The organism is Thiomicrorhabdus heinhorstiae, from assembly GCF_013391765.2.
In the GTDB taxonomy this organism is placed as follows: domain Bacteria; phylum Pseudomonadota; class Gammaproteobacteria; order Thiomicrospirales; family Thiomicrospiraceae; genus Thiomicrorhabdus; species Thiomicrorhabdus heinhorstiae.
In genome coordinates this window covers 65,240-84,379 of record NZ_JACBGI020000006.1, presented here as the reverse complement: position 1 = coordinate 84,379, position 19,140 = coordinate 65,240, and the positions used below count along the sequence as shown (strand labels likewise).

20 protein-coding genes are annotated in these 19,140 nt (G+C 48.8%); 13 read left to right on the top strand and 7 right to left on the bottom strand.

Annotation, left to right across the window (positions count from 1 at the left end):
- Window positions 1-74: 74 nt before the first annotated feature.
- From H8792_RS05310 to H8792_RS05290, 5 genes are all read left to right on the top strand, one after another.
- Window positions 75-2,114 (top strand): M3 family metallopeptidase, encoded by a 2,040-nt coding sequence (locus H8792_RS05310; RefSeq protein ID WP_185977900.1) that lies wholly within the window; start codon window positions 75-77, stop codon window positions 2,112-2,114.
- A 286-nt stretch (window positions 2,115-2,400) separates the two neighbouring features.
- Window positions 2,401-3,030 carry a gluconate 2-dehydrogenase subunit 3 family protein gene (locus tag H8792_RS05305; protein ID WP_185977899.1) on the top strand — a complete coding sequence of 210 codons (630 nt, stop codon included), beginning with the start codon at window positions 2,401-2,403 and terminating at the stop codon, window positions 3,028-3,030.
- Entirely contained in the window at window positions 3,027-4,706 is a 1,680-nt protein-coding gene (locus H8792_RS05300) for a GMC family oxidoreductase (RefSeq protein WP_185977898.1), read from the top strand. The genes H8792_RS05305 and H8792_RS05300 overlap by 4 nt, the downstream gene beginning before the upstream one ends.
- A gap of 91 nt (window positions 4,707-4,797) precedes the next feature.
- On the top strand, window positions 4,798-5,019 hold the full coding sequence (locus H8792_RS05295) for a TA system antitoxin ParD family protein (RefSeq protein WP_185977897.1): 222 nt from the start codon (window positions 4,798-4,800) through the stop codon (window positions 5,017-5,019).
- The gene (locus H8792_RS05290) at window positions 5,006-5,290 is read left to right on the top strand and encodes a type II toxin-antitoxin system RelE/ParE family toxin (protein ID WP_185977896.1); all 285 of its coding nucleotides are present in this window, start codon (window positions 5,006-5,008) and stop codon (window positions 5,288-5,290) included. Before H8792_RS05295 ends, H8792_RS05290 begins: the two co-directional genes overlap by 14 nt.
- On the opposite strand, the gene H8792_RS05285 is transcribed toward H8792_RS05290, so the two are convergent.
- A complete protein-coding gene (locus H8792_RS05285; protein WP_185977895.1) occupies window positions 5,287-5,829 on the bottom strand; it encodes a DUF924 family protein in 543 nt (180 codons plus the stop codon). The two genes, H8792_RS05290 and H8792_RS05285, sit on opposite strands and share 4 nt — an antisense overlap.
- Window positions 5,830-6,212: 383 nt before the next feature.
- On the opposite strand from H8792_RS05285, the gene H8792_RS05280 reads away from it, so the two are divergent.
- The 5 genes from H8792_RS05280 (at window position 6,213) to H8792_RS12740 (ending at window position 8,390) form a co-directional block, all read left to right on the top strand.
- Complete coding sequence (locus H8792_RS05280; protein ID WP_185977894.1) at window positions 6,213-6,716, top strand: hypothetical protein; 504 nt, start codon at window positions 6,213-6,215, stop codon at window positions 6,714-6,716.
- Window positions 6,717-6,815: 99 nt separating this feature from the next.
- Entirely contained in the window at window positions 6,816-7,487 is a 672-nt protein-coding gene (locus H8792_RS05275) for an HNH endonuclease (protein ID WP_185977893.1), read from the top strand.
- Complete coding sequence (locus tag H8792_RS05270; RefSeq protein WP_185977892.1) at window positions 7,484-7,894, top strand: hypothetical protein; 411 nt, start codon at window positions 7,484-7,486, stop codon at window positions 7,892-7,894. The genes H8792_RS05275 and H8792_RS05270 overlap by 4 nt, the downstream gene beginning before the upstream one ends.
- Window positions 7,791-8,147, top strand: a complete 357-nt coding sequence (locus H8792_RS12790) for a hypothetical protein (protein ID WP_407701663.1) — start codon at window positions 7,791-7,793, stop codon at window positions 8,145-8,147. The genes H8792_RS05270 and H8792_RS12790 overlap by 104 nt, the downstream gene beginning before the upstream one ends.
- Window positions 8,148-8,252: 105 nt before the next feature.
- Window positions 8,253-8,390, top strand: coding sequence for an AAA family ATPase (locus H8792_RS12740; RefSeq protein ID WP_324187597.1), 138 nt, complete (start codon window positions 8,253-8,255; stop codon window positions 8,388-8,390).
- A gap of 127 nt (window positions 8,391-8,517) precedes the next feature.
- Here the strand turns inward: H8792_RS12740 and H8792_RS05265 are convergent, their stop codons facing one another.
- From H8792_RS05265 to H8792_RS05240, 6 genes are all read right to left on the bottom strand, one after another.
- Window positions 8,518-11,664: an efflux RND transporter permease subunit gene (locus H8792_RS05265; RefSeq protein WP_185977891.1), complete on the bottom strand. Its 3,147-nt coding sequence runs from the start codon at window positions 11,662-11,664 to the stop codon at window positions 8,518-8,520.
- A 15-nt stretch (window positions 11,665-11,679) separates the two neighbouring features.
- Window positions 11,680-12,843: an efflux RND transporter periplasmic adaptor subunit gene (locus H8792_RS05260; protein ID WP_185977890.1), complete on the bottom strand. Its 1,164-nt coding sequence runs from the start codon at window positions 12,841-12,843 to the stop codon at window positions 11,680-11,682.
- A gap of 149 nt (window positions 12,844-12,992) precedes the next feature.
- A complete protein-coding gene (locus H8792_RS05255; RefSeq protein WP_185977889.1) occupies window positions 12,993-14,051 on the bottom strand; it encodes an MBL fold metallo-hydrolase in 1,059 nt (352 codons plus the stop codon).
- A gap of 36 nt (window positions 14,052-14,087) precedes the next feature.
- A complete protein-coding gene (locus H8792_RS05250) occupies window positions 14,088-14,642 on the bottom strand; it encodes a cytochrome b (RefSeq protein ID WP_185977888.1) in 555 nt (184 codons plus the stop codon).
- Between the two features lie 163 nt (window positions 14,643-14,805).
- Entirely contained in the window at window positions 14,806-15,387 is a 582-nt protein-coding gene (locus tag H8792_RS05245; RefSeq protein WP_228766959.1) for a YceI family protein, read from the bottom strand.
- A gap of 18 nt (window positions 15,388-15,405) precedes the next feature.
- The gene (locus H8792_RS05240; protein ID WP_185977887.1) at window positions 15,406-15,954 is read right to left on the bottom strand and encodes a cytochrome b; all 549 of its coding nucleotides are present in this window, start codon (window positions 15,952-15,954) and stop codon (window positions 15,406-15,408) included.
- 113 nt (window positions 15,955-16,067) lie between these two features.
- Here H8792_RS05240 and H8792_RS05235 point away from each other — a divergent pair, with 113 nt between their 5' ends.
- The 3 genes from H8792_RS05235 to H8792_RS05225 all read left to right on the top strand — a co-directional run bounded on the left by H8792_RS05235 (window position 16,068) and on the right by H8792_RS05225 (window position 19,082).
- Window positions 16,068-16,973 carry a LysR family transcriptional regulator gene (locus H8792_RS05235; protein WP_185977886.1) on the top strand — a complete coding sequence of 302 codons (906 nt, stop codon included), beginning with the start codon at window positions 16,068-16,070 and terminating at the stop codon, window positions 16,971-16,973.
- A gap of 141 nt (window positions 16,974-17,114) precedes the next feature.
- A complete protein-coding gene (locus tag H8792_RS05230) occupies window positions 17,115-17,795 on the top strand; it encodes a TetR/AcrR family transcriptional regulator (protein WP_185977885.1) in 681 nt (226 codons plus the stop codon).
- Window positions 17,796-19,082 (top strand): MFS transporter, encoded by a 1,287-nt coding sequence (locus H8792_RS05225; protein WP_185977884.1) that lies wholly within the window; start codon window positions 17,796-17,798, stop codon window positions 19,080-19,082. It begins immediately after the preceding gene.
- The last annotated feature ends 58 nt before the right edge of the window (window positions 19,083-19,140 follow it).

The window sequence follows — 19,140 nt, the reverse complement described above, 5'->3', positions numbered from 1 at the left end:
ATTCTTAAATAATCGACAAAACATTCTCGAAATATCCCAATCATCGACTAATTCTATTCGCGAGTTAAATTTATATGAGCAACCCTTTATTTGATCTGAGCGGGCTACCGCAATTCGAAAAGTTTCACGTGGAACATATCCGTCCGGCCGTGGAAACCCTGCTGGCGGAAAACCGTGCCGAAATTCAGCGTCTGGTCGAGATGGAAGAGGAGCCGACCTGGGAAAACTTTATCGAACCTCTGGAGAAGATCGATAACCGTTTTGGGCGTGTTTGGGGGCCGATCGGGCATTTGGATGCAGTGAAGAATTCCGATGAATGGCATCAGGCTTATACCGATTGTCTGGCGGATATCAGTGCCTATCACTCCGAGATCGGGCAAAATGCCGGACTCTATAAAAAATTCAATGCCTTGGCGCAGAGTGAAGAATATGAACACTTCAATCTGGCACAGAAGAAAGTAATCGAAAATGCCTTGCGCAATTTCCGTTTAAGCGGTATCGCCCTGCAAGAAGCGGAACAGAAGATTTATCGCGAGTATGCGCAGGAACTTTCGCAACTCAGTTCCCAGTTCGGCAATAACGTTTTGAAATCCACTCAGTCGTGGTTTAAGGCCATCGAAGACGAAAGTGAACTAAAAGGTCTGCCGGAATCGGCAATGGGATTGTTGCAGCAGCTGGCGCAGCAGAAAGAAGTAAAAGGCTGGTGCGTGACACTGGACTTTCCGTCTTATCTGGCGGTTATGACCCATGCCGACAACCGTTCCTTGCGGGAAGAGGTGTATCGCGCTTTCAGTACCCGTGCCTCCGACCAGTTCGAACAGCTTGAATTCGATAACAGCGATATTATCGAGAAGATTCGCGAATTGCGTCATAAAAAGGCGCAGTTGCTTGGTTTTGATAATTACGCCGAATTGTCTCTGGCGACCAAAATGGCCGAGAGTACCGAACAGGTGCTGGGCTTCCTGCGCGATCTGGCGAAAAAATCCAAACCGCAGGCCCAGCAGGAATTGGCCGAATTGCAGGCCTTTGCCAAACAGGAACTCGGTCTGGACGATCTGCAACCCTGGGACATCAGTTATGCATCCGAGAAATTGAAATCGGCGCGTCTATCCTTATCGCAGGAAGCCTTGCGTCCGTATTTCCCGGTAGAAACCGTTTTAAAAGGCTTGTTTACCATCACCGAGCGTCTGTTCGGCGTCCGTTTGCAGGAAAAACTCGGTGTTTCGGTATGGCATAAGGATGTACGCTTTTTCGAGCTGTTCAATGCCGATGATCAGGTGATCGGCCAGTTCTATCTGGATCTGTATGCACGCGAAAACAAACGCGGCGGAGCCTGGATGGATTCCGCGGTCAGCCGCTGGCGCAGCAGTGCAACCGAACTGCAGAAACCGGTTGCTTATCTGGTGTGCAATTTCACGCCTCCGGTCGGCGGTAAACCGGCTTGTTTGACGCATGATGAAGTCACTACGCTGTTCCATGAATTCGGTCACGGCATCCATCACTTATTTACCGAAATGGAACATCTGGATATTTCCGGTATCAGCGGTGTTCCCTGGGATGCAGTCGAATTGCCGTCGCAGTTTATGGAAAACTTCTGCTGGGAGCGCGAAGGCATCGATCTGATGTCCGGGCATATCGACAGTGGCGAACCCCTGCCGGAAGGTTTGTTTGCCTCTTTGCAGCAGAGTCGCGGTTTCCAGTCGGCGATGATGATGTTACGCCAGATCGAGTTTTCCCTGACCGATTTCGAACTGCACGCTTTTTATCAACCGGACGAAGTCGAATCTTTAGGCGATTTGAGTCAGCGCATTCGTCAGGAAGTGTCGGTGATTTTCCCTCCGGCCTATAACCGTTTCATGCATAGCTTCAGCCATATTTTCGCCGGCGGTTATGCGGCGGGTTACTTCAGCTATAAATGGGCCGAAGTTTTGTCTTCAGATGCTTTCAGCCTGTTCGAAGAGCAGGGGATTTTGAATGCCGATATCGGTGCCAAATTCAAAAACACCATTCTGGCTGCCGGTGGTTCGATTGATCCGATGACGCTGTTTAAAGCCTTCCGCGGTCGCGAACCGCAAATCGATGCGCTGTTGCGACACAGCGGGATCGCCGCTTAATTCGCTTTATATAGGCTTCATCAGTAAGCAGAGTGCATTACCAGCCCCGGTTAATCCGGGGTTTTTTTATTGGTCGGTAATCTCCAATATCCTGCATCCAAAAAACGGTTTGCGGCGTAATGATCTATAACAGTGAAACAAATCAGGTCTCATTGAGGTCTGGGTACTAGAGTGTTTTGCGATAAATCAGTCGTGGCAGGTTCCAGAATATTTCCATTATGGCGTATACGGCTTTACTGGTAGCATAAAGTTCATGACAAAGCCCAGAGGCAGCGGGAGAGGATAAATGAAGAACAACCGATCAACCTTTTTTGACGAATTTCAGTTGAGCCGACGACGTTTACTGCAATTGGCCGCAACCATTCCGCTGGCGAAAATTTCTCTGGCTCAAGCCGAAGGATCGGCACTATCGGCCATGACGAAGCAGGAAGCCGTATTTTTAAACAATCCGGCCTGGCAGACGGTGCAAGCTGTGCAGAACCATCTGTTTCCGTCGATGGACGGTTTTCCCGGCGCTGAAGAGTTGCACGCCTTAAGTTATCTGCAAAGTAAATTTCAGCGTCCTCTGGCGGATAAGGATTCCGAAAATTTCATTTATCAGGGCGTCGGCTGGTTGAACGATCTGGCCAAATCTGATTACAAACAAAAGTTTATTGCGCTTTCGTCCGAGCAGAAAGAGGCTTTGTTAAGAAAAGTATCCAAGAGCCAAGCCGGGCAGAACTGGTTGTCGATGATGCTCAATAATCTGCTGGAAGCCCTGTTGACCGACCCGGTTTATGGCGGTAATCCCAACGGTAAGGGCTGGAAAGCGGCTGGGCAGATTCCCGGTTATCCGCGCCCGCCGCAAGGAAAACGCTACTTCGAAATCGGCTATGAAAAACGCAGAGTAGACACTTACCGGAGAACCAAAGCATGAGTCGCGATTATGATGTGTGTGTGATCGGCAGCGGAGCAGGCGGTGGTCCGGTGGCTTTGACTCTGGCGCAGGCCGGTTATTCGGTGCTGGTGCTGGAAAAGGGGCCGTGGCTGACCGAAAAGGACTTTTATAAGGACGAACTCAGTTGCTGCCGTTATCCGGTCTATACGCCCGATTTGGCGGATGAGAAGCATGTTTTGCAGCAGCAGAACGATTTCGGTGAGTGGGTCGGTGAATCGACCGAAGCGTCCGGCTGGGATTTCTGGAACGGTAATCTGGTCGGCGGTTCGTCCAATCTGATGAGCGGATTTTTCCATCGTCTCAAACCGCAGGATTTTCGACTGCTGTCGGAATTTGGCCCGATTGAAGGAGCGAATATTGCCGACTGGCCGATTCAATACCAGGATCTCGAACCCTATTACAGCAAAGTCGAAACCGAAGTCGGCATTTCCGGACGGATTGTAAAACACCGTTTTCTGGAACCGCGCTCCACCGAAGATTTCCCAATGCCGCCGACGCAGGAGCATCCGATCGTCAAACATATCGATCAAGCCTGTAGCGATCTCGGCTATCAGGCTTTGCCGACGCCGCGTGCAATTCTGTCGCAGCCGAAAAACGGCCGTCGCAGTTGCGAGTACTCCGGTTTCTGCGGCAGTTACGGCTGTTCGTCCGGCGCCAAGGGCAGTTCGCGTGCCGCTTTGCTGGATCGGGCGCTTCAAACCGGTAATTGTCATATTCAAGCCGACAGCAAGGTCAATCGTCTGATCAGCGATGCCAAAGGAAAAGTGATCGAGGCGGAATATGTCGATGTTGAGGGTAAGGTGAAAAGGGTCTCGGCCAAAATTTTCGTGGTGGCTTGTCAGGCGGTGGAAACCAGTCGCTTGTTGCTGGCGTCGACCGGGCCGAAACATCCGAACGGTCTGGCGAACAATCACGGCCAGGTCGGTAAAAACCTGCTGTTCTCGGCCGGTGGAGCCGGTAGTGGCGATTTTATCTATTCGGAAATGGATCGGCTCAGTGCCACGGAATTGAACAAACGCGGGCCTTTCGTCAATCGTAATCTGCAAGAGTGGTATTTTATCGATGATAAAGAATTCGGCGGCAAAGCCAAGGGCGGCACCATCGACTTCCTGTTACGTCATCCGAATGCCTTGCCGCAGGCGTTTCCGCAGAAGTGGGATGATAACGGTGATCTGGTTTGGGGCGAGTCGCTGCAAAAACGTCTGAAATCGGCGTTTTCCGATAAGCAGACATTAAATTTCGAGGTCTTTAACGACTGGCTGCCGACCGATAACTGTTTTGTCTCTCTCGACAACACGGTCAAGGATCGCTGGCAGCAACCGGTGGCCAGTATTCGTCTCGGTTATCATCCTCACGACCTCAAAGTCGGGCGTTATTTGAGCGATAAGGCCGAGGACGTATTGAGGCAGATGGGAGCGAAAAACGTCAGCTCATCGGTCAGCGGATCGCCCGCGCAGAACCTGATGGCCGGTGGTTGTCGTTTCGGTAACGACATTAAGACATCGGTGCTGGATGCGGATTGCCGCGCGCATGATGTCGAAAATCTGTACGTCACCGACGGCAGTTTTATGCCGACCGGCGGCAGTGTCACCTATACCTGGACGATTTACGCCAATGCCTTTCGAGTAGCCGATAAAATTCTCGCCGCGCTTTGATTCTTCCAAAAGGAAGATATTGTCGCTTATTGAATCAATTGTAGCGTTTTGCTACAATTGGTTTTTATTTGCCACAACAAGGGGTTTTGATATGGCTACAACAAGTATTCGGCTTGACGAGTCTCTCGTTGAGAAGGCGGGTATTATGGCGAAAGCATTTAACCGAACGGTTCCCAAGCAGATTGAACACTGGGCGAAAATCGGGGAAATGATGGAAGACAATCCGGATTTGCCGTATGAATTTGTCAGACAGGCAATTATCGCTAAAGCGGAAATCGAGGCCGGAAAGCTGGAACCTTATGAGTTTGGTTAAGCATATTCTTCAAGCGCCTAACTTTAAAAAAGCCGTGAAGAAGCTTCATCCGAATCAAAAGAAGGACCTAGATGAGGCCGTCAAATGCTTGATCCAGAACCCCGAGCTCGGAATAAAGAAAAAAGGCGACTTATCTTATTTAAGAGTTTACAAATTCAAAATGGTTAAACAAGAAACGCTTTTAGGGTACTCTTACCAAGAAGAACAACTGGTTTTAGAATTGTTGGCATTGGGAAGCCACGAAAACTTTTATCGTGATGTTAAGCCCTAGCCGGTAAAGGCTTGCGGCGAATTGAGATAATCAATTTCGGCCTGTGTGCTTCCGCGGCCGAGAATCGCATTACGGTGTGGAAAGCGGCCGTATTGACGTACGATCTCGCGGTGATGGTGGGCAAATTTAATATTGTTTTCCAGCTTGGAAGCCTCAAACAGACGCACCGATTCATCCTGATCGGCCAGATGTTCGCTATGCATTAACGGCATATACAAAAAGGTTCGGCGTTCTATCGGAAGCTGCTGATCCAAGCCTTTTTCAACCGCGTATTTACACACCGCAACCGCCTGCTGCTCGGTCGAGAAACTCTTGGCCTCGCCGCGAAACATGTTCAATGGAAACTGATCGAGAACTATACACAACGCCAGACAACCTTCGGCGGTTTCTTTCCAAGCATCCAACTTACCCTCAGCCGCCTTTTCCCATACCGACTCAAATTTCTCGCGAATCTCCGCATCGATTTCCGGCGTCGAGCTGAACCAATGCTCCGACATCGGCGGTGTGTACCAGAAATTCAAAATGTCTAATGGGTTCATTCTTTCTCTTCCTGTCTGAGTAAGTAATTGATTTTTAATCATACAGAATTAATTCAGTTACAAACACCTGCAACCTGTAAGCATTCAAACGGCTTAGATATCAGATCATCAATAAATAAGCTCTCAGCCACTCAAAAAATACTAGGGACAGGCAGGCTTAAGCAATAAAGTTTACGGGTTTTAACTCAGAAAACCGATTGACTTGATTTATAAAAAATCATTTATGCCGCATAAAAACGAAAATATGAATTAAAAGTGTATAAAGATCAAGTTATTACAAACTTTATAGCCACTAAATTTCTATATAAAACGGCGATAAAAACAGTGATTGACATACGCAATATCCAGCATTTAGGATGTCTAATAATAGTTAGGAGTAAAAAGTGGGCAATATCGGACTTTCGTTAATCATAGGGATAAGTAGCAGTTTAGTTGCTACTGCACTTTTTATTTTATTAAGTGAATTTATTCGTAGAGTCATTATTCCCTGGTATGCAGACAAAATATATCGAGGTGTAAGAATAGATGGAGAATGGGAGGCAACTGTTTTAAGTGGTAATGAAGACGCTAAAGAAACAATGGAAGAAAATGATATGTTCATGCGTTTATCTCTAAGCCAAAAAGGAGAGACCATAAAGGGTGGTTATACTCATAAAAATATAAATGAAGAAGCAGATGAATATCACCTTGAGGGAAGGATACGGGACATGTATTTCCTTGCCACAGCAATACCAAAATCAAATAGGAAAATTGATGGTATAAGTTTTCTATTCCACATTGACTACAAAGGTTCGAAACTTAGAATGATCGGTGGGGTTCTTTCACAAGGTAAAGCAGGAGAAGTTTTAAGTCATAATGGGATTGGTTTCGAATGGAAAAACTCCTAACAAACAGCTTCAGCGGAAAACTCACCTGCTGCACCTATCGGCTCCACAGGTGATTTTCCGCTGAGCAAAACGTTAAGTTTCTTCGATGGATAGCAAGCTATGGCGATAAATGATGCAGATAGTAAATTGTTATGGGGGCGGGCTGCGGGCATATGTTCTAACCCTTCTTGTCGCGCTGACTTAACTGCCATTCTGCAAGAAGCGAAAAGTTACAACGTCGGGGAGATGGCTCATATCATTGCGAAGAGCGAAGGTGGGCCTCGTGGCGAACAAGGGGGAGGATCCGATGGATACGAGAACCTGATTTTGTTGTGCCCAACATGCCACCGTCATATTGATAAATCGCCCGAAGGCACTTTTACAGTTGAACAACTTCATCAATGGAAAAAAGACCATGAATCGGCGATCCGGTCGCAATTCAGCGATGCGGTTTTTGATAACCTAGATGCACTAAAGGGAGAAGTATCCAAGCTCCTTCTCGAGAACAAGTTACTTTGGAAAGAATTAGGGCCTCAGTCCAAAACTGCCCGAGAAGACCCTGGCTCAAACGCCTATAAGCTATGGAATATTAAAAAGCTAGACACTGTTATTCCTAACAACCAGAAAATTACGAATCTGATTGAGGCAAATATAAAGCTACTTCCCCTCACTGAGTACAAGGCATTTTTACTCTTTAAACATCACGCGTCATCATTCGAAGCAAATCAGTATTGTCGACTTGATAGATATGCAACATTTCCAGAAGAATTTAGAGAGGTCTTTGAAATATGACGAACGGAAGCAATGACTGGGGAGTGCCGTTTAGCCACATCATGTGGCTAGATCGATTGTTGAATAATCATGATAACGTTACATCGGTCTCACGAGATCACGACATACTCTTTGAAGTTCAGCGTCAGAACCAAAATGATACATTAAGGATTTTGTGCGTTCGCGAGTACACCATGGGGTTGACTTTAGTCCAAAGAGCTTTGGCTGAGTTTGGAGAGATAGATTTAATCTACATTGGTGGCGGATGGTGTGGTTATACAGAAGAAGCTAAAGAGTTTTGTTTAGAATCTGAAATAGGATTGTATGTTTCTGATGAAATGTCTGGAGCGCTTTGGAAAGATGAATGCTGGGATTACCATAAAAGAGATAGTGACGGCAATCCAATCTACTTTACGAGAGCATCCTAACCTTCATGGAGTTTATGGTTTTGGGTCTTTTTTTAGATGCTCAGAATTTAATGACATCGATTTGTTGTTTGTGTCTAGTAGGTCTTCACTTAATCCGCTTGACGATTATTACTCAGTCAAATCCTTAATGTCGTCACTTTCTATAGAGTTTGATATTCCTATAGATATTACTTTTCTCACCCATGCTGAATTTGAAAAGAAACCTCTCTTAGAATCAGATATTTTGGTGCCAATAATTGAGTACAAAACTTAACAAGTCTTTCAAGTTCACTCCGCCACTACGTGGCTGCGCGGGACGCTAAAAGCTTCGCTTTTTGCGCCCCTTACCTTGGCATTATGCAATCAAAAGAGAAAATAAGTGATCATAGGAACCTTAGTATTCTTCTGTGGAAAAATGGGCGTTGGTAAGTCAACCAAAGCTCAGCAGATTTCCCACGATGGAGGAGCGGTGTTGCTGTCTGGAGATGAATGGCTTATGTCACTTATTAGCTGTTGATCAATTTCACCGCTAATTTGATTGTCCTTTGTCCGAAAATTAAAAACCCCCAATCGGCATTTGCTGATTGGGGGTTTTTGGTTTCACGTGGAACTTTCAAGTTCCGATGTGATGATTGGATGGTTATTTATAGAGGTTGATGGGTTTGATCCGTCGGTTTGGCCTCTTGTTTGCCTTTCCCGCGTTCGCTTAAGCCGGCGATGAGTTTAAAGAACATCGGTACGAACAGCGGAGCGAGTATGGTCGCGGCGATCATGCCTCCGACCAGACCGGTTCCGACCGAGACCCTGGCTGCGGCACCGGCACCTGTACTGAGCATCAGCGGTACGGCGGCGATGGTGAAGGCCAGTGAGGTCATAACGATCGGACGGAAACGCAGTTTAACCGCTTCCTGTGCCGCTTCGCTAATTGGCATCCCTGCCTTATGCTTCTGCATCGCGAATTCGACGATCAGTATGGCGTTTTTGGCCGAGAGACCGATCAGGGTCAACAGTCCTAACTCGAAGTAGATGTCGTTATTTTGTCCGGCCAGAGTAACCGCCACGGCGGCTCCCAGAACGGCGAACGGAACCGCGGTCAGTACGACCAGCGGAATCGACCAACGCTCGTATTGTGCGGCCAGAATCAGGAACACGAACAACAGGCCGAACAGGAATGCCTGATTACCGGTATCGCTGGATTGTTTCTGCTGGAAGGCTTCGCCGACCCAACCAAGTGTATAGCCTTCTGGCATGACTTCTTTAGCCACTTCCTCAAAGGCGGTTAAAGCCTGTCCGGAACTGTAACCTGGAGCCGGGTCACCGGAAATCTTCGCTGCCTGGAAGAGGTTGAAACGGTCGATAATGTCGGCACCGGTGGTACGTTTAACTGATACCAGAGCGCTTAACGGGATCATATCGCCATTCGCGGAACGGACAAAGACATCATCCAGATTCTTTTCAGAAGCACGGAATTCGCCATCGGCCTGCAGATTGACCTTAAAGGTACGACCGAACAGAGTGAAGTCGTTGACATATAGGCTACCGAAAGTAGATTGCATGGCTGCAAAAATTTCCTGCGCCGATACCTGCAACAGTTGCGCTTTGTCCCGATCGACTACAATCTGGTATTGCGGAACCTTGGTTGACAGGGTAGTGCGCACTTGAGTCAGTTCCGGACGCGCATTGGCTTTGGCGACCAGCTCGTCGGCGATTTTACTCAATGCCAACGATCCGGTTCCTTGACGATCCTGAATATAGGCTTCGAAACCGCCGGTCATACTCATCCCCATAATGGTCGGCATACCGATTGGAATACTGAATGCATCCGGTACGGCCATCAGCTTGCCGAACAGTTGGCCGACAATCGCCTGCGAACTCATATTCGGCGCTTCACGCTCATCCCAGTGATCCAGGGTAACGAAAGAGACTGCCGAGTCGGTTTTCAGTGCAAACGATTGCAGGTCGAAACCGGCGAAGCTGACACTGTGCGCCACGCCCGGTTGATTCAACAGGGTTTGGCTGACTTGATCACGAGCGATTTCGGTACGTTCCAGCGATGAAGCCGGAGGCAGATAAGTCAGAACGAACAGGGTTCCTTTATCTTCCTGCGGTACCAGACTCTTCGGAATGCCGTTAAGGGTGTTATAGGTCAGGTAAATCAGGCCGCCGAAAATCAGGATGCTGATCAAGCTGAAACGCATCACCTGACGAACTCCGAACCCGAATCCTCTAGTCACAGCATCGAAACCGCGGTTAAACAATCCGAATACCGGACTCGGTTTGAGGTGGCCTTCTTTCAGCAAATTGGCACACAGCGCCGGCGTCAACGTTAAAGCGACAATACCGGAAATGGTGACCGAGACGACGATGGTGATGGCGAACTGTTTATACATTTCACCACTCAGGCCGGAGATAAAGGCGACCGGAATAAAGACCGCCGCCAGTACCAGTACGATGGCAATGATCGGTCCGGTGATTTCCCGCATCGCTTCCAGCGTCGCTTCGCGGGCGCTGAGGTGATGACTGCGCATAATCCGTTCGACGTTTTCGACCACGATAATTGCGTCGTCAACCACGATCCCGATGGCGAGAATCATACCGAACAGGGTCAGCTGGTTGATCGAGAAGCCGAGCAGATACATCCCGATAAAGGTACCGACAATCGATACCGGAATCGCCAATACCGGAATCAGAGTGGCGCGGAAGTTCTGCAGGAACAGGAACACGACCAGAACCACCAGAATCAGGGCTTCGACCAGGGTATAGATGACCTTGTCGATCGAAATACGCACGAATTCGCTGGTGTCATACGGGGTGGCATAGTTCAGACCTTGCGGGAAGTTTTTCGCCAGTTCCGCCATTTTGGCATCCACCAGTTTGGCGGTTTCCAGAGCGTTGGCGCCCGGTTGCAGGAAAATCCCCATCGGAACCGTCGGCTTACCGTCGAAGGTCGCATTGAAGTTATAGGCCTGTGAGCCGAGTTCGACACGGGCGACGTCTTTCAGGCGAAGAATACCGCCGTTTTCCTGAGTGCGCAGGATAATGTTCTCGAACTCTTCCGGGTTGTTCATACGACCGGCAGTCGAAACCGTGTAGGTGAAAGGCTCACCGTTTTTGATCGGTTCGGCGCCAAAGCTACCGGCGGCAAATTGCGAGTTTTGCTGCTTGATCGAAGCGTAGACGTCGGCCGGAGTCAGAGAGAAACGTTTAAGCTTCTCCGGATTAAGCCAGATACGCATCGAGTAATCTTTGGAACCGAATTGGCGGACTTCACCGACCCCCGGCAGACGTGCCAGATCGTCGACAACGTTAATCAAACCGTAGTTGGCGATAAACACTGTGTCCAGACTGGAATCGCCGGAATAGAGCGCGATAACCTTGAGGATACTCGGCGAACGTTTATTCACCTGCACACCCAGCTGCTGTACTTCGGAAGGCAGTTTGTTTAAAGCGCCCTGAACCTTGTTGTTAACATTGATGTTAGCCTGATCGATGTCGGTACCGATCTTGAAGGTGACCGTCAGCGTTACCACGCCGGAAGAGGAGTTCACGCTGTTGATATACAGCATGTCGTCGATGCCGTTGATCGCCTGTTCAAGAGGCGCAGCAACGGTTTCCGACAGGGTTTCGGCACTGGCACCCGGATAGGTGGCGGTTACCTGAACCTGCGGAGGCACGATCTGCGGATATTCCGCAACCGGCAGGGCTTTCATCGCCAGATAACCGGCGATGACTATGATGATGGAAAATACCGACGCAAAGACCGGTCGGTCGATAAAAAAGCGCGAAAACATACGGTATCCCTTTAATTAGCTCTTGGTTGCCGGAGGTGCGTTTTTAGGCGCGTCGGTTTTTGGCAGAATCATAACCGGCGTTTTCGGACGGATTTTGATCAAATTGGCGATGATAATCTGATCTTTCGGTTTCAGACCGCCGGTTACCAGCCACTGGTCGCCGTATTGACTTGCCAGCTGAACCGGCATCAGATTGGCGACGCCGTCTTTAACTACATAGACAAAACTTTGCGGGCCGACTTGCAGTACCGCTTTTTGCGGGATGGCGATCACATTTTGCCATTCCCCGAAACGGACGTTAACACGCACCATCTGTCCCGGGAAAAGACGGGATTGAGGGTTTTCGAAAGTCGCACGCATCAAACGGGTTGAAGTACTGATATCCAACTCGCTTGCGGCATAATCCATTTTGCCGTCCATGGTTGGTTTGTCGTTGTCGTCAAGCAATTTGATACCCGCAGAGTCCTGCAATTTCAGCAGGCCTTGATCTTCAAGCTGGTGTTGGCGTTTCAATTCGCTGTCGGAAACTGAAAACTGCGCGTAAAGAACATCGGTTTGTACGATACGGTTCAACAGAGTGCTGTTGGCCGTGACCAAATCACCGACATCCAACTGCTTCTCGCCGATAACGCCGTCGATTTCGGCGCGGATAATAGTATCGTCAAGATCGATTTGTGCACTGTTCAAAGAGGCTTTGGCACTAAGGATTTCCGCCATTGCCGCATCCCAGTTTGCCTTGGCGTCATCGATATCCTGTTCACTTACCGAACGGCTTTTCGCCAGGCCTTTGATACGCTGATAGCTGATCTTGGTTTGCTGGGCTTTGACCTCAGCGATTTTCAGCTGAGCCTGGGCTTGTCGGACACTGGCCAGATAGCGACGTTTGTCAATCTGGTACAGCTTTTGGCCTTTCTCTACAGTCTGGCCTTCTTTATAAAATTGCTGTTCCAAAATCCCATTGACGCGGGAATGGACTTCAACGCCTTTATAGGCCGACAAAGTAGCCGGATAGCTCTTTTCGTAAGGCAGTGTTTGCAGATTCACTTCCAGCGCTTGCACCGGCATGGCTTGCGGAGCCTGGCCTTCGGCATACACTTTCTGGCTTACGCTCATGCTGAGAATGAACAGCAGCGCGAATAGAGGGTGAGAAAAAAATAAAGCGTCAGATCGATTTTTCATGGCCGTCCCTGAACTGATTGAAATCACAATGAATTTTCTATTTTAATATTAAAAGTGTAGTGTTCGCTACATTTTTATTACATTTAACGGAATTTATTTTTAATTACCTTACCACCGGTTCTAAATATAGCGAAACAGGAATGGAATCCTTACTGCTTGATCATCTGTTTATAGATATGTTCGGCGTTGGATTCTGCCAGCTGGTCAAACACCGGGCGATCTCGATAGGCGGATTGATCGACCTTTTTAGCTTGCTGCAAATCTCCGCCCTGATCGATGACCTTCTTGATTTTTGCAGCCACATCTTCAAAGTAACCGATAGTTTGCTTGTGGATAGTCGCCAGATCGGCGGCCGTGCCGTGGCCCGGAACGACGACTGCCGTGTCCAGCTGATCCTTGAAAAGCGAGCGGGCCATATCGGTCATCTTGTTAAAAGAAGCGATCCATTCCAGGTAGTTTCCGCCTGCGAACAGCCCCGGTACGCGCTGATTAAAGCCGAGATCGCCGGTAAAAATCAGTTTTTTGGAGGGGATAATCGCGCCGGCCATGGTTTCGGTATGACCGCCGCCGAAATTCACCAGGATCACTTTTTCGCCACCGCCGACATCGATCTCCATCGAATCTTTGAAGGTTGTGTAGTGTTTGGCGACATTTTGCGAATGGCGATTGATTTCCGCACCTGAGGCGGCCATATAACGCGCTTTATGCCGGTCAAAACGCTTATTGAAGTCGGCCGCTGCCTCTTCCTGCGAATAGATGTGCTTCACACCGATATCGTGCCAGTAACTTGCACCCATATTGGCATGTCCCTGATAGTTTTCGATGGCGACCCATTTCACCGGTTTGTCGGTGATCCGTTTTAACTGCTGATGAAACGAATAGGCGACCGGTTCGTTCGGCCCGGCGTTATAGACAAACACGCCGTCCGGAAAAATAACCGCCGTCATATTGTTGTTAAAACCGAAATTGGATCGATTCCCCCAGATCTGGCTGCCGACCGACATATAAACATCCGGAGCAATCTGTTGCAGTTTAGGGATCGGCAAGGTTTTTCCGATATACCCCTGCTGTTTTTCCAGTTGGGAAACCTCTTCAAAATAGGTTTTCAAACCGGCGGTATATGGATCGTCGCTTGCCGCTGCCAAGCTCTGTTGTCCGGTAAATAATGCCAGTGTGGAGATCAGGATTTTTATCTTGTTGTTTTTCATTGTGAGGCACCTTTCGCGTTAATGGATTGAGTGTGGTTATTTTGATTTGCCAAGCATCCGCAGTAGAGTCGCGTCCTTATCGATAAAGTGGTGTTTAAGCGCGCCCAGAAGATGCAATGTAATCGCGGCGATAAGAATATTACCTCCCAACCCGTGCATGACCTTTCCGGCGAAAGCCAGAGACTCGCTGTAGGCAATGACTTCCTTGGGGTTTTCCGGAGATGGGTTGCGTGCGAGCAACTCCAGTCCGAAGAACGGAATGCCGTGACCGCCTAAGCCGGACATCATCATCCCGGAAACCGGCATCAGGATCGTGCCGATAATCAGCAGCCAATGGACGATTTTCGATAGACGGATTTCCAGCGGCTTATATTGACGAACCGGGGTTGGCCAGCCGTTCTTAATGCGCAGATAGATGCGCCAGAGTACAAAGAGGGTGATCAGGACTCCGAAAGATTTATGTAAAGGATAGATCGAGAATGCTTCCGTTTCGTGCATATAGATGCCGCTGGCAATCAGGGAGATCATGCCTAAGGCGACAATCCAGTGCAGGGCAATGGTCGCGGTAGATAATTTACTGGTTGAGTCCATTTGTGGTGGTTCCTGTTCTAATTTTCAGAGAGTACTTTTGTTTTACGCTGTAAGATGCGCAGGATTTTGCAAAAAATGTGCAAACGCATCCTTAAAAATAAAAAAGCCCGAACGAATTCGGGCAAGCTGGGTGCTCAGGGGGAGCAGACAATAACTTGATTACTTATTTACGGATACCTTCGATATTGAGTTGCAGGAAGACTTCGGTTGAAGCAGGTCCCAAGTTGTAGGTAATGCCGTAATCGGCCAGTTTGATTGAGGTGTCGCCACTGAAACCGGCTCGATATCCGCCCCATGGATCTTTACCCTCGCCGATCTTTTCCGCTTTGATTTCGATCGGTTTAGTGACGCCGTGCAGTGTCAGGTCGCCTTTGACGACAAGATCATTACCGTTTTCGGTGATCGAAGTACTGACAAATTCGGCCGTCGGGTATTTGTTAACATCGAGAAAATCCTTGCTGCGAAGGTGTTTGTCTCGTTCGGCATGGTTACTGTTGACGCTGGCAGTGTCCAGGTTGACGTTGATCTTGCTTTTTGACGGATCTTCGTTGTCATACACAAAATTTCCGCCGAATTTATCAAAGCGTCCGGCCAGCCAGCTGTAACCCAGGTGCTTAATCTTGAAGTTGACCGATGCGTGCATACCGCCTGCGTCGATCTCATAGTTAACCGGTGCTGCATAGCTGTAGCTGCTGATCATCGCCAGTCCGGCCACGATGGTAGTTTGTTTAATCCAAGTAATCATTAGTTACTCCTTTTCGGTTTAATTCGCCGAGAGCATGCGTTTTAAAGTTGCGTCCCGGTCGATAAAGTGATGCTTTAGAGCCGCCAAAGCGTGGATCGACGCCAGAGAAATCAAACTGACGGCCAGCCACAAGTGGATGCTGCCGGCGATATCCGCCTGGTTTTCGATTTCCAGCGGATAGGCGGGCAATGCAAACCAGTTAAATACTTGCAAAGGTTGACCTTCGGCGGTTGAAATCAAGTAGCCGCTGATCCCGATGGCAAAAACCAGCAGGTACAGTAGACGCTGGGCGCTTTTAGCCGCCAAGCGGGTAAAGCTGCCGTGCGTCGGCAGGGCTTGAGGTTCAACCGAGATCAGTCGCCAGATCCATCTAAAAAGCATTACAGCCATTAACAGAACCCCGACGCTTTTATGGAGGTACGGAGCGTCGTGATACCAGGGGTTGTAAAAATCGAGATCAACCATCCACAGTCCAAGCACGAAAAGTGCGATCACGACCAAAGCCGTCAGCCAGTGCAAACTTATGGCAATCCATCCATAATTGGTGTCTCGATTGGCTAAATGCATCTCTTTCTCGATTTTATTTAGGTTATTAAATAGACTACTTTTTTGTTATTTGAATTAGAATTGCTAAATAAAGAAAAGACTTTTTCCAAATGGAATGGAATTAAGGGCGATCTATGAAAAATCATCATGACAGCCTCGAAGGCATCAGCACTTTCGTTCAGGTCGTTGAATCCGGAAGTTTTACTTCGGCGGCAACCGAACTTGGCCATTCGGTTTCCTATATCAGTAAGGAAGTCACCCGGCTTGAAGAACGGTTGGGGGCGAGGTTGCTCAATCGAACCACGCGTAGCCTGAGCCTGACCGAAATCGGTAAGATGTATTTCGAGAAAACTCGAAACCTGGTACTTGAAGCCAGAGAAGCCGAACAAAGCATCAATTCGTTGCAAGATAAGCCGACAGGGCGTTTAAAAGTCAGTTTGCCCCTCAGTTTCGGACAATCGCATCTTTTGCCGGTAATAACCGAGTACATGCGGCGTTATCCGGAAATTCGTCTTAATGTCGATTTCAGCAGCCGTCTGGTCGATATGGTCGGTGAGGGTTTCGACGTTGCGGTACGGATGGGAGAATCGAAAGATTCGAATCTGATCAGTCGCAAGATTATCTCTGTGCAAATGATGACGGTTGCCAGTCCCGAGTATCTGCAGAACCACGGCATTCCGCAGCAACCTGAAGATTTGCGCGGGCATCGGGCGGTCAAGTATGTCTACAATCAGGTGCCGATTACCTGGGAATATCAGGATAGTGACGGCAAACCGATCAATCTCGATCTTCCGCATCAGGCGGAGACCAATAATTTGCTGATGATGCTCGAGCTGGTGAAAGGGGGCGTGGGTATTGGGCGATTACCGGAGTTTATCTGCCAGTCGCTGATTGAATCCGGAGAGTTGGTAGCGGTTTTACAAGATTACGAGCCGCCTAAATTCGGGGTCTATGTGGTCTTCCCGCACCGGCATTTCCTGTCCGCCAAAGTGCGCGCCTTCACCGATCTGGTCGCGGAATTCTTTAAAAAACCGCTGTAACCATTTTTGTGTTCGAAGAGGCGGGTTGCCGATTTTCGATTCGATTCGTACCAATTGGCGCCAGTTTGCATGATATATTCGCTTGCGAGGCTTCCATCGCGGTATAATCTGCCTAGAAAAAAATAACAAAATCTACAGCTTATGAGTCAAATTACCGCGGATTCCCTATCCCATTTAGACGGCTGCTGTCAGGGTGCAACCAATAAGCGTGGTCTGGCACGGCAACTTAAACTGCTCGAAGTCGCGCAAAAGCACTTCCTGGCTCAAGGCTATGCCGGCACCAGCGTCAACGAAATCGTCAAAGAAGCCGGTGGCTCTCTCAATACCCTCTATCGGCATTTCGGCAACAAGCTCGGATTGTTCGAGGCGGTGTTTAAATCCAAAGCGAATGAACTGTTCAAACCGTTTGAGAATACCGAATTTTGGAGCGATGACCTGCGAACCAACCTGACGCATTTCGGGCGCGTTTTGCAGGCGGTGTCGCTCTCCGCAGACGGGATTGCCATGTACCGTTTGGTGGCGACGGAAAATAATCACGAGCAGAGCGAAATCCAGAAAATTTTCTATCAGCACGGCCCGCAGGCGGCGATCGCAGTGCTTGCCGCTTACCTGCAAAAAGTTCAGGACAGCGGCAAAATTCAGGTGGGCGATCCTTCTCTTGCCGCGGGACAGTTTCTGGAAATGATTAAGGGGCCGTTTTTCTATCGCGCTTTGTTCGGTGAAACGATCGGGGCGGAAGAGATGGAAAGAACCCTATCGCATGGTGTGGAGCTGTTTTTACACGGTTGCATGCGATCAGCGGGCGAATCGAAGAGCGGCTAGATGCGTAGTTTGTTAAATCTTGCCGATTTCCGCGCCTTTTTCATTGTGCAGTTTTTAGGCGCCTTTAACGATAACCTGTTTAAAAACGCTCTGGTGTTGCTGATTACTTTCAGGCTAAGTGATTCGGCCGAAGAGACCGGTTTTCTAATCACCCTTGCCGCCGGTCTGTTTATTCTTCCTTTCTTCCTTTTCTCTTCTTTCGCCGGACAGTTGGCGGACCACTTCTGCAAGACGCGTATGATCCGCTGGGTCAAATTTGCGGAAATCGTCATTATGGGGCTTGGCGCTTATGGCCTGCTTGCCGGACAACTCGAGGTGCTGTTTGCCGCGCTGTTTTTAATGGGTGCTCAATCGACTTTTTTCGGGCCGATCAAGTATTCGATCCTGCCGGAAATCGTGCCCGAGGAGAAGTTATTGCGCGCCAATGCCTGGGTGAGCGGTTCAACCTTTATTGCCATTCTGATCGGAACGATTCTCGGCGGCATCGGCGTTATGCTGGACGGTGGTGAAGAGGTGATGAGTCTTGCCGTTATCGTTACCGCGATTCTCGGCTTTGCCGCCAGTTTCCTGATCAACAAGCGTTTGCACTCCCATCTGCAAATCAGTATCGACTGGAACCCGCTGCTGAGTGCCTGGCGCATGATGCGCGAAATGGCGCAATTTCATCTGCCATGGCGGAGTTTGTGGGCAATTTCCTGGTTCTGGTTTCTGGGAGCGGTTCTGCTCAGCCAGATTCCTAATCTGGTCAAATATGACCTGCACGCCGACGATCAGGTCGTGGTCGCCTACTTAACCCTGTTTTCGGTCGGTATTGCGATCGGCTCCGCGTTGATTTCCAAACTGATGAAAAACGGTTTGCATCTGTTTTGGCACGCACTGATTCTGTTGTTGATGAGTCTTTTTCTGGCGCTTGCCGTCTGGTCGATCCAGCTGACCGGTTGGCAAATATCAACCGCTCCTATGGGGATTGGCCAATTGATTGTTCTATGGCCGGCCAACCTTTCTCTCGTATTTCTTTTACTGTTCAGTATCCTCGGTGGAGCCTATATCGTCCCGCTGTATACCCTGTTGCAAAGCGCTACCCCCGAGGCGGAGCGTGCTAGAATGGTCGCCGCCAATAACATCCTGAATGCTCTGTTTATGGTGGTTTCTTCGCTGTTATTGATGCTGGGTTACAGTTTACAGATTTCTTTGTTAAACCAATTGCTGTTGATCGCCGTTGGGAACCTGCTGGCGGTAGTGTTGATGAGATACTTCGCTAAACAGGTCGGTCGTCGACAGTTATAAAAATATGTGCCTTTTAAGGCCGAAAATAAAAAAGTTACAAAAATCCTTGAGGAGTGTC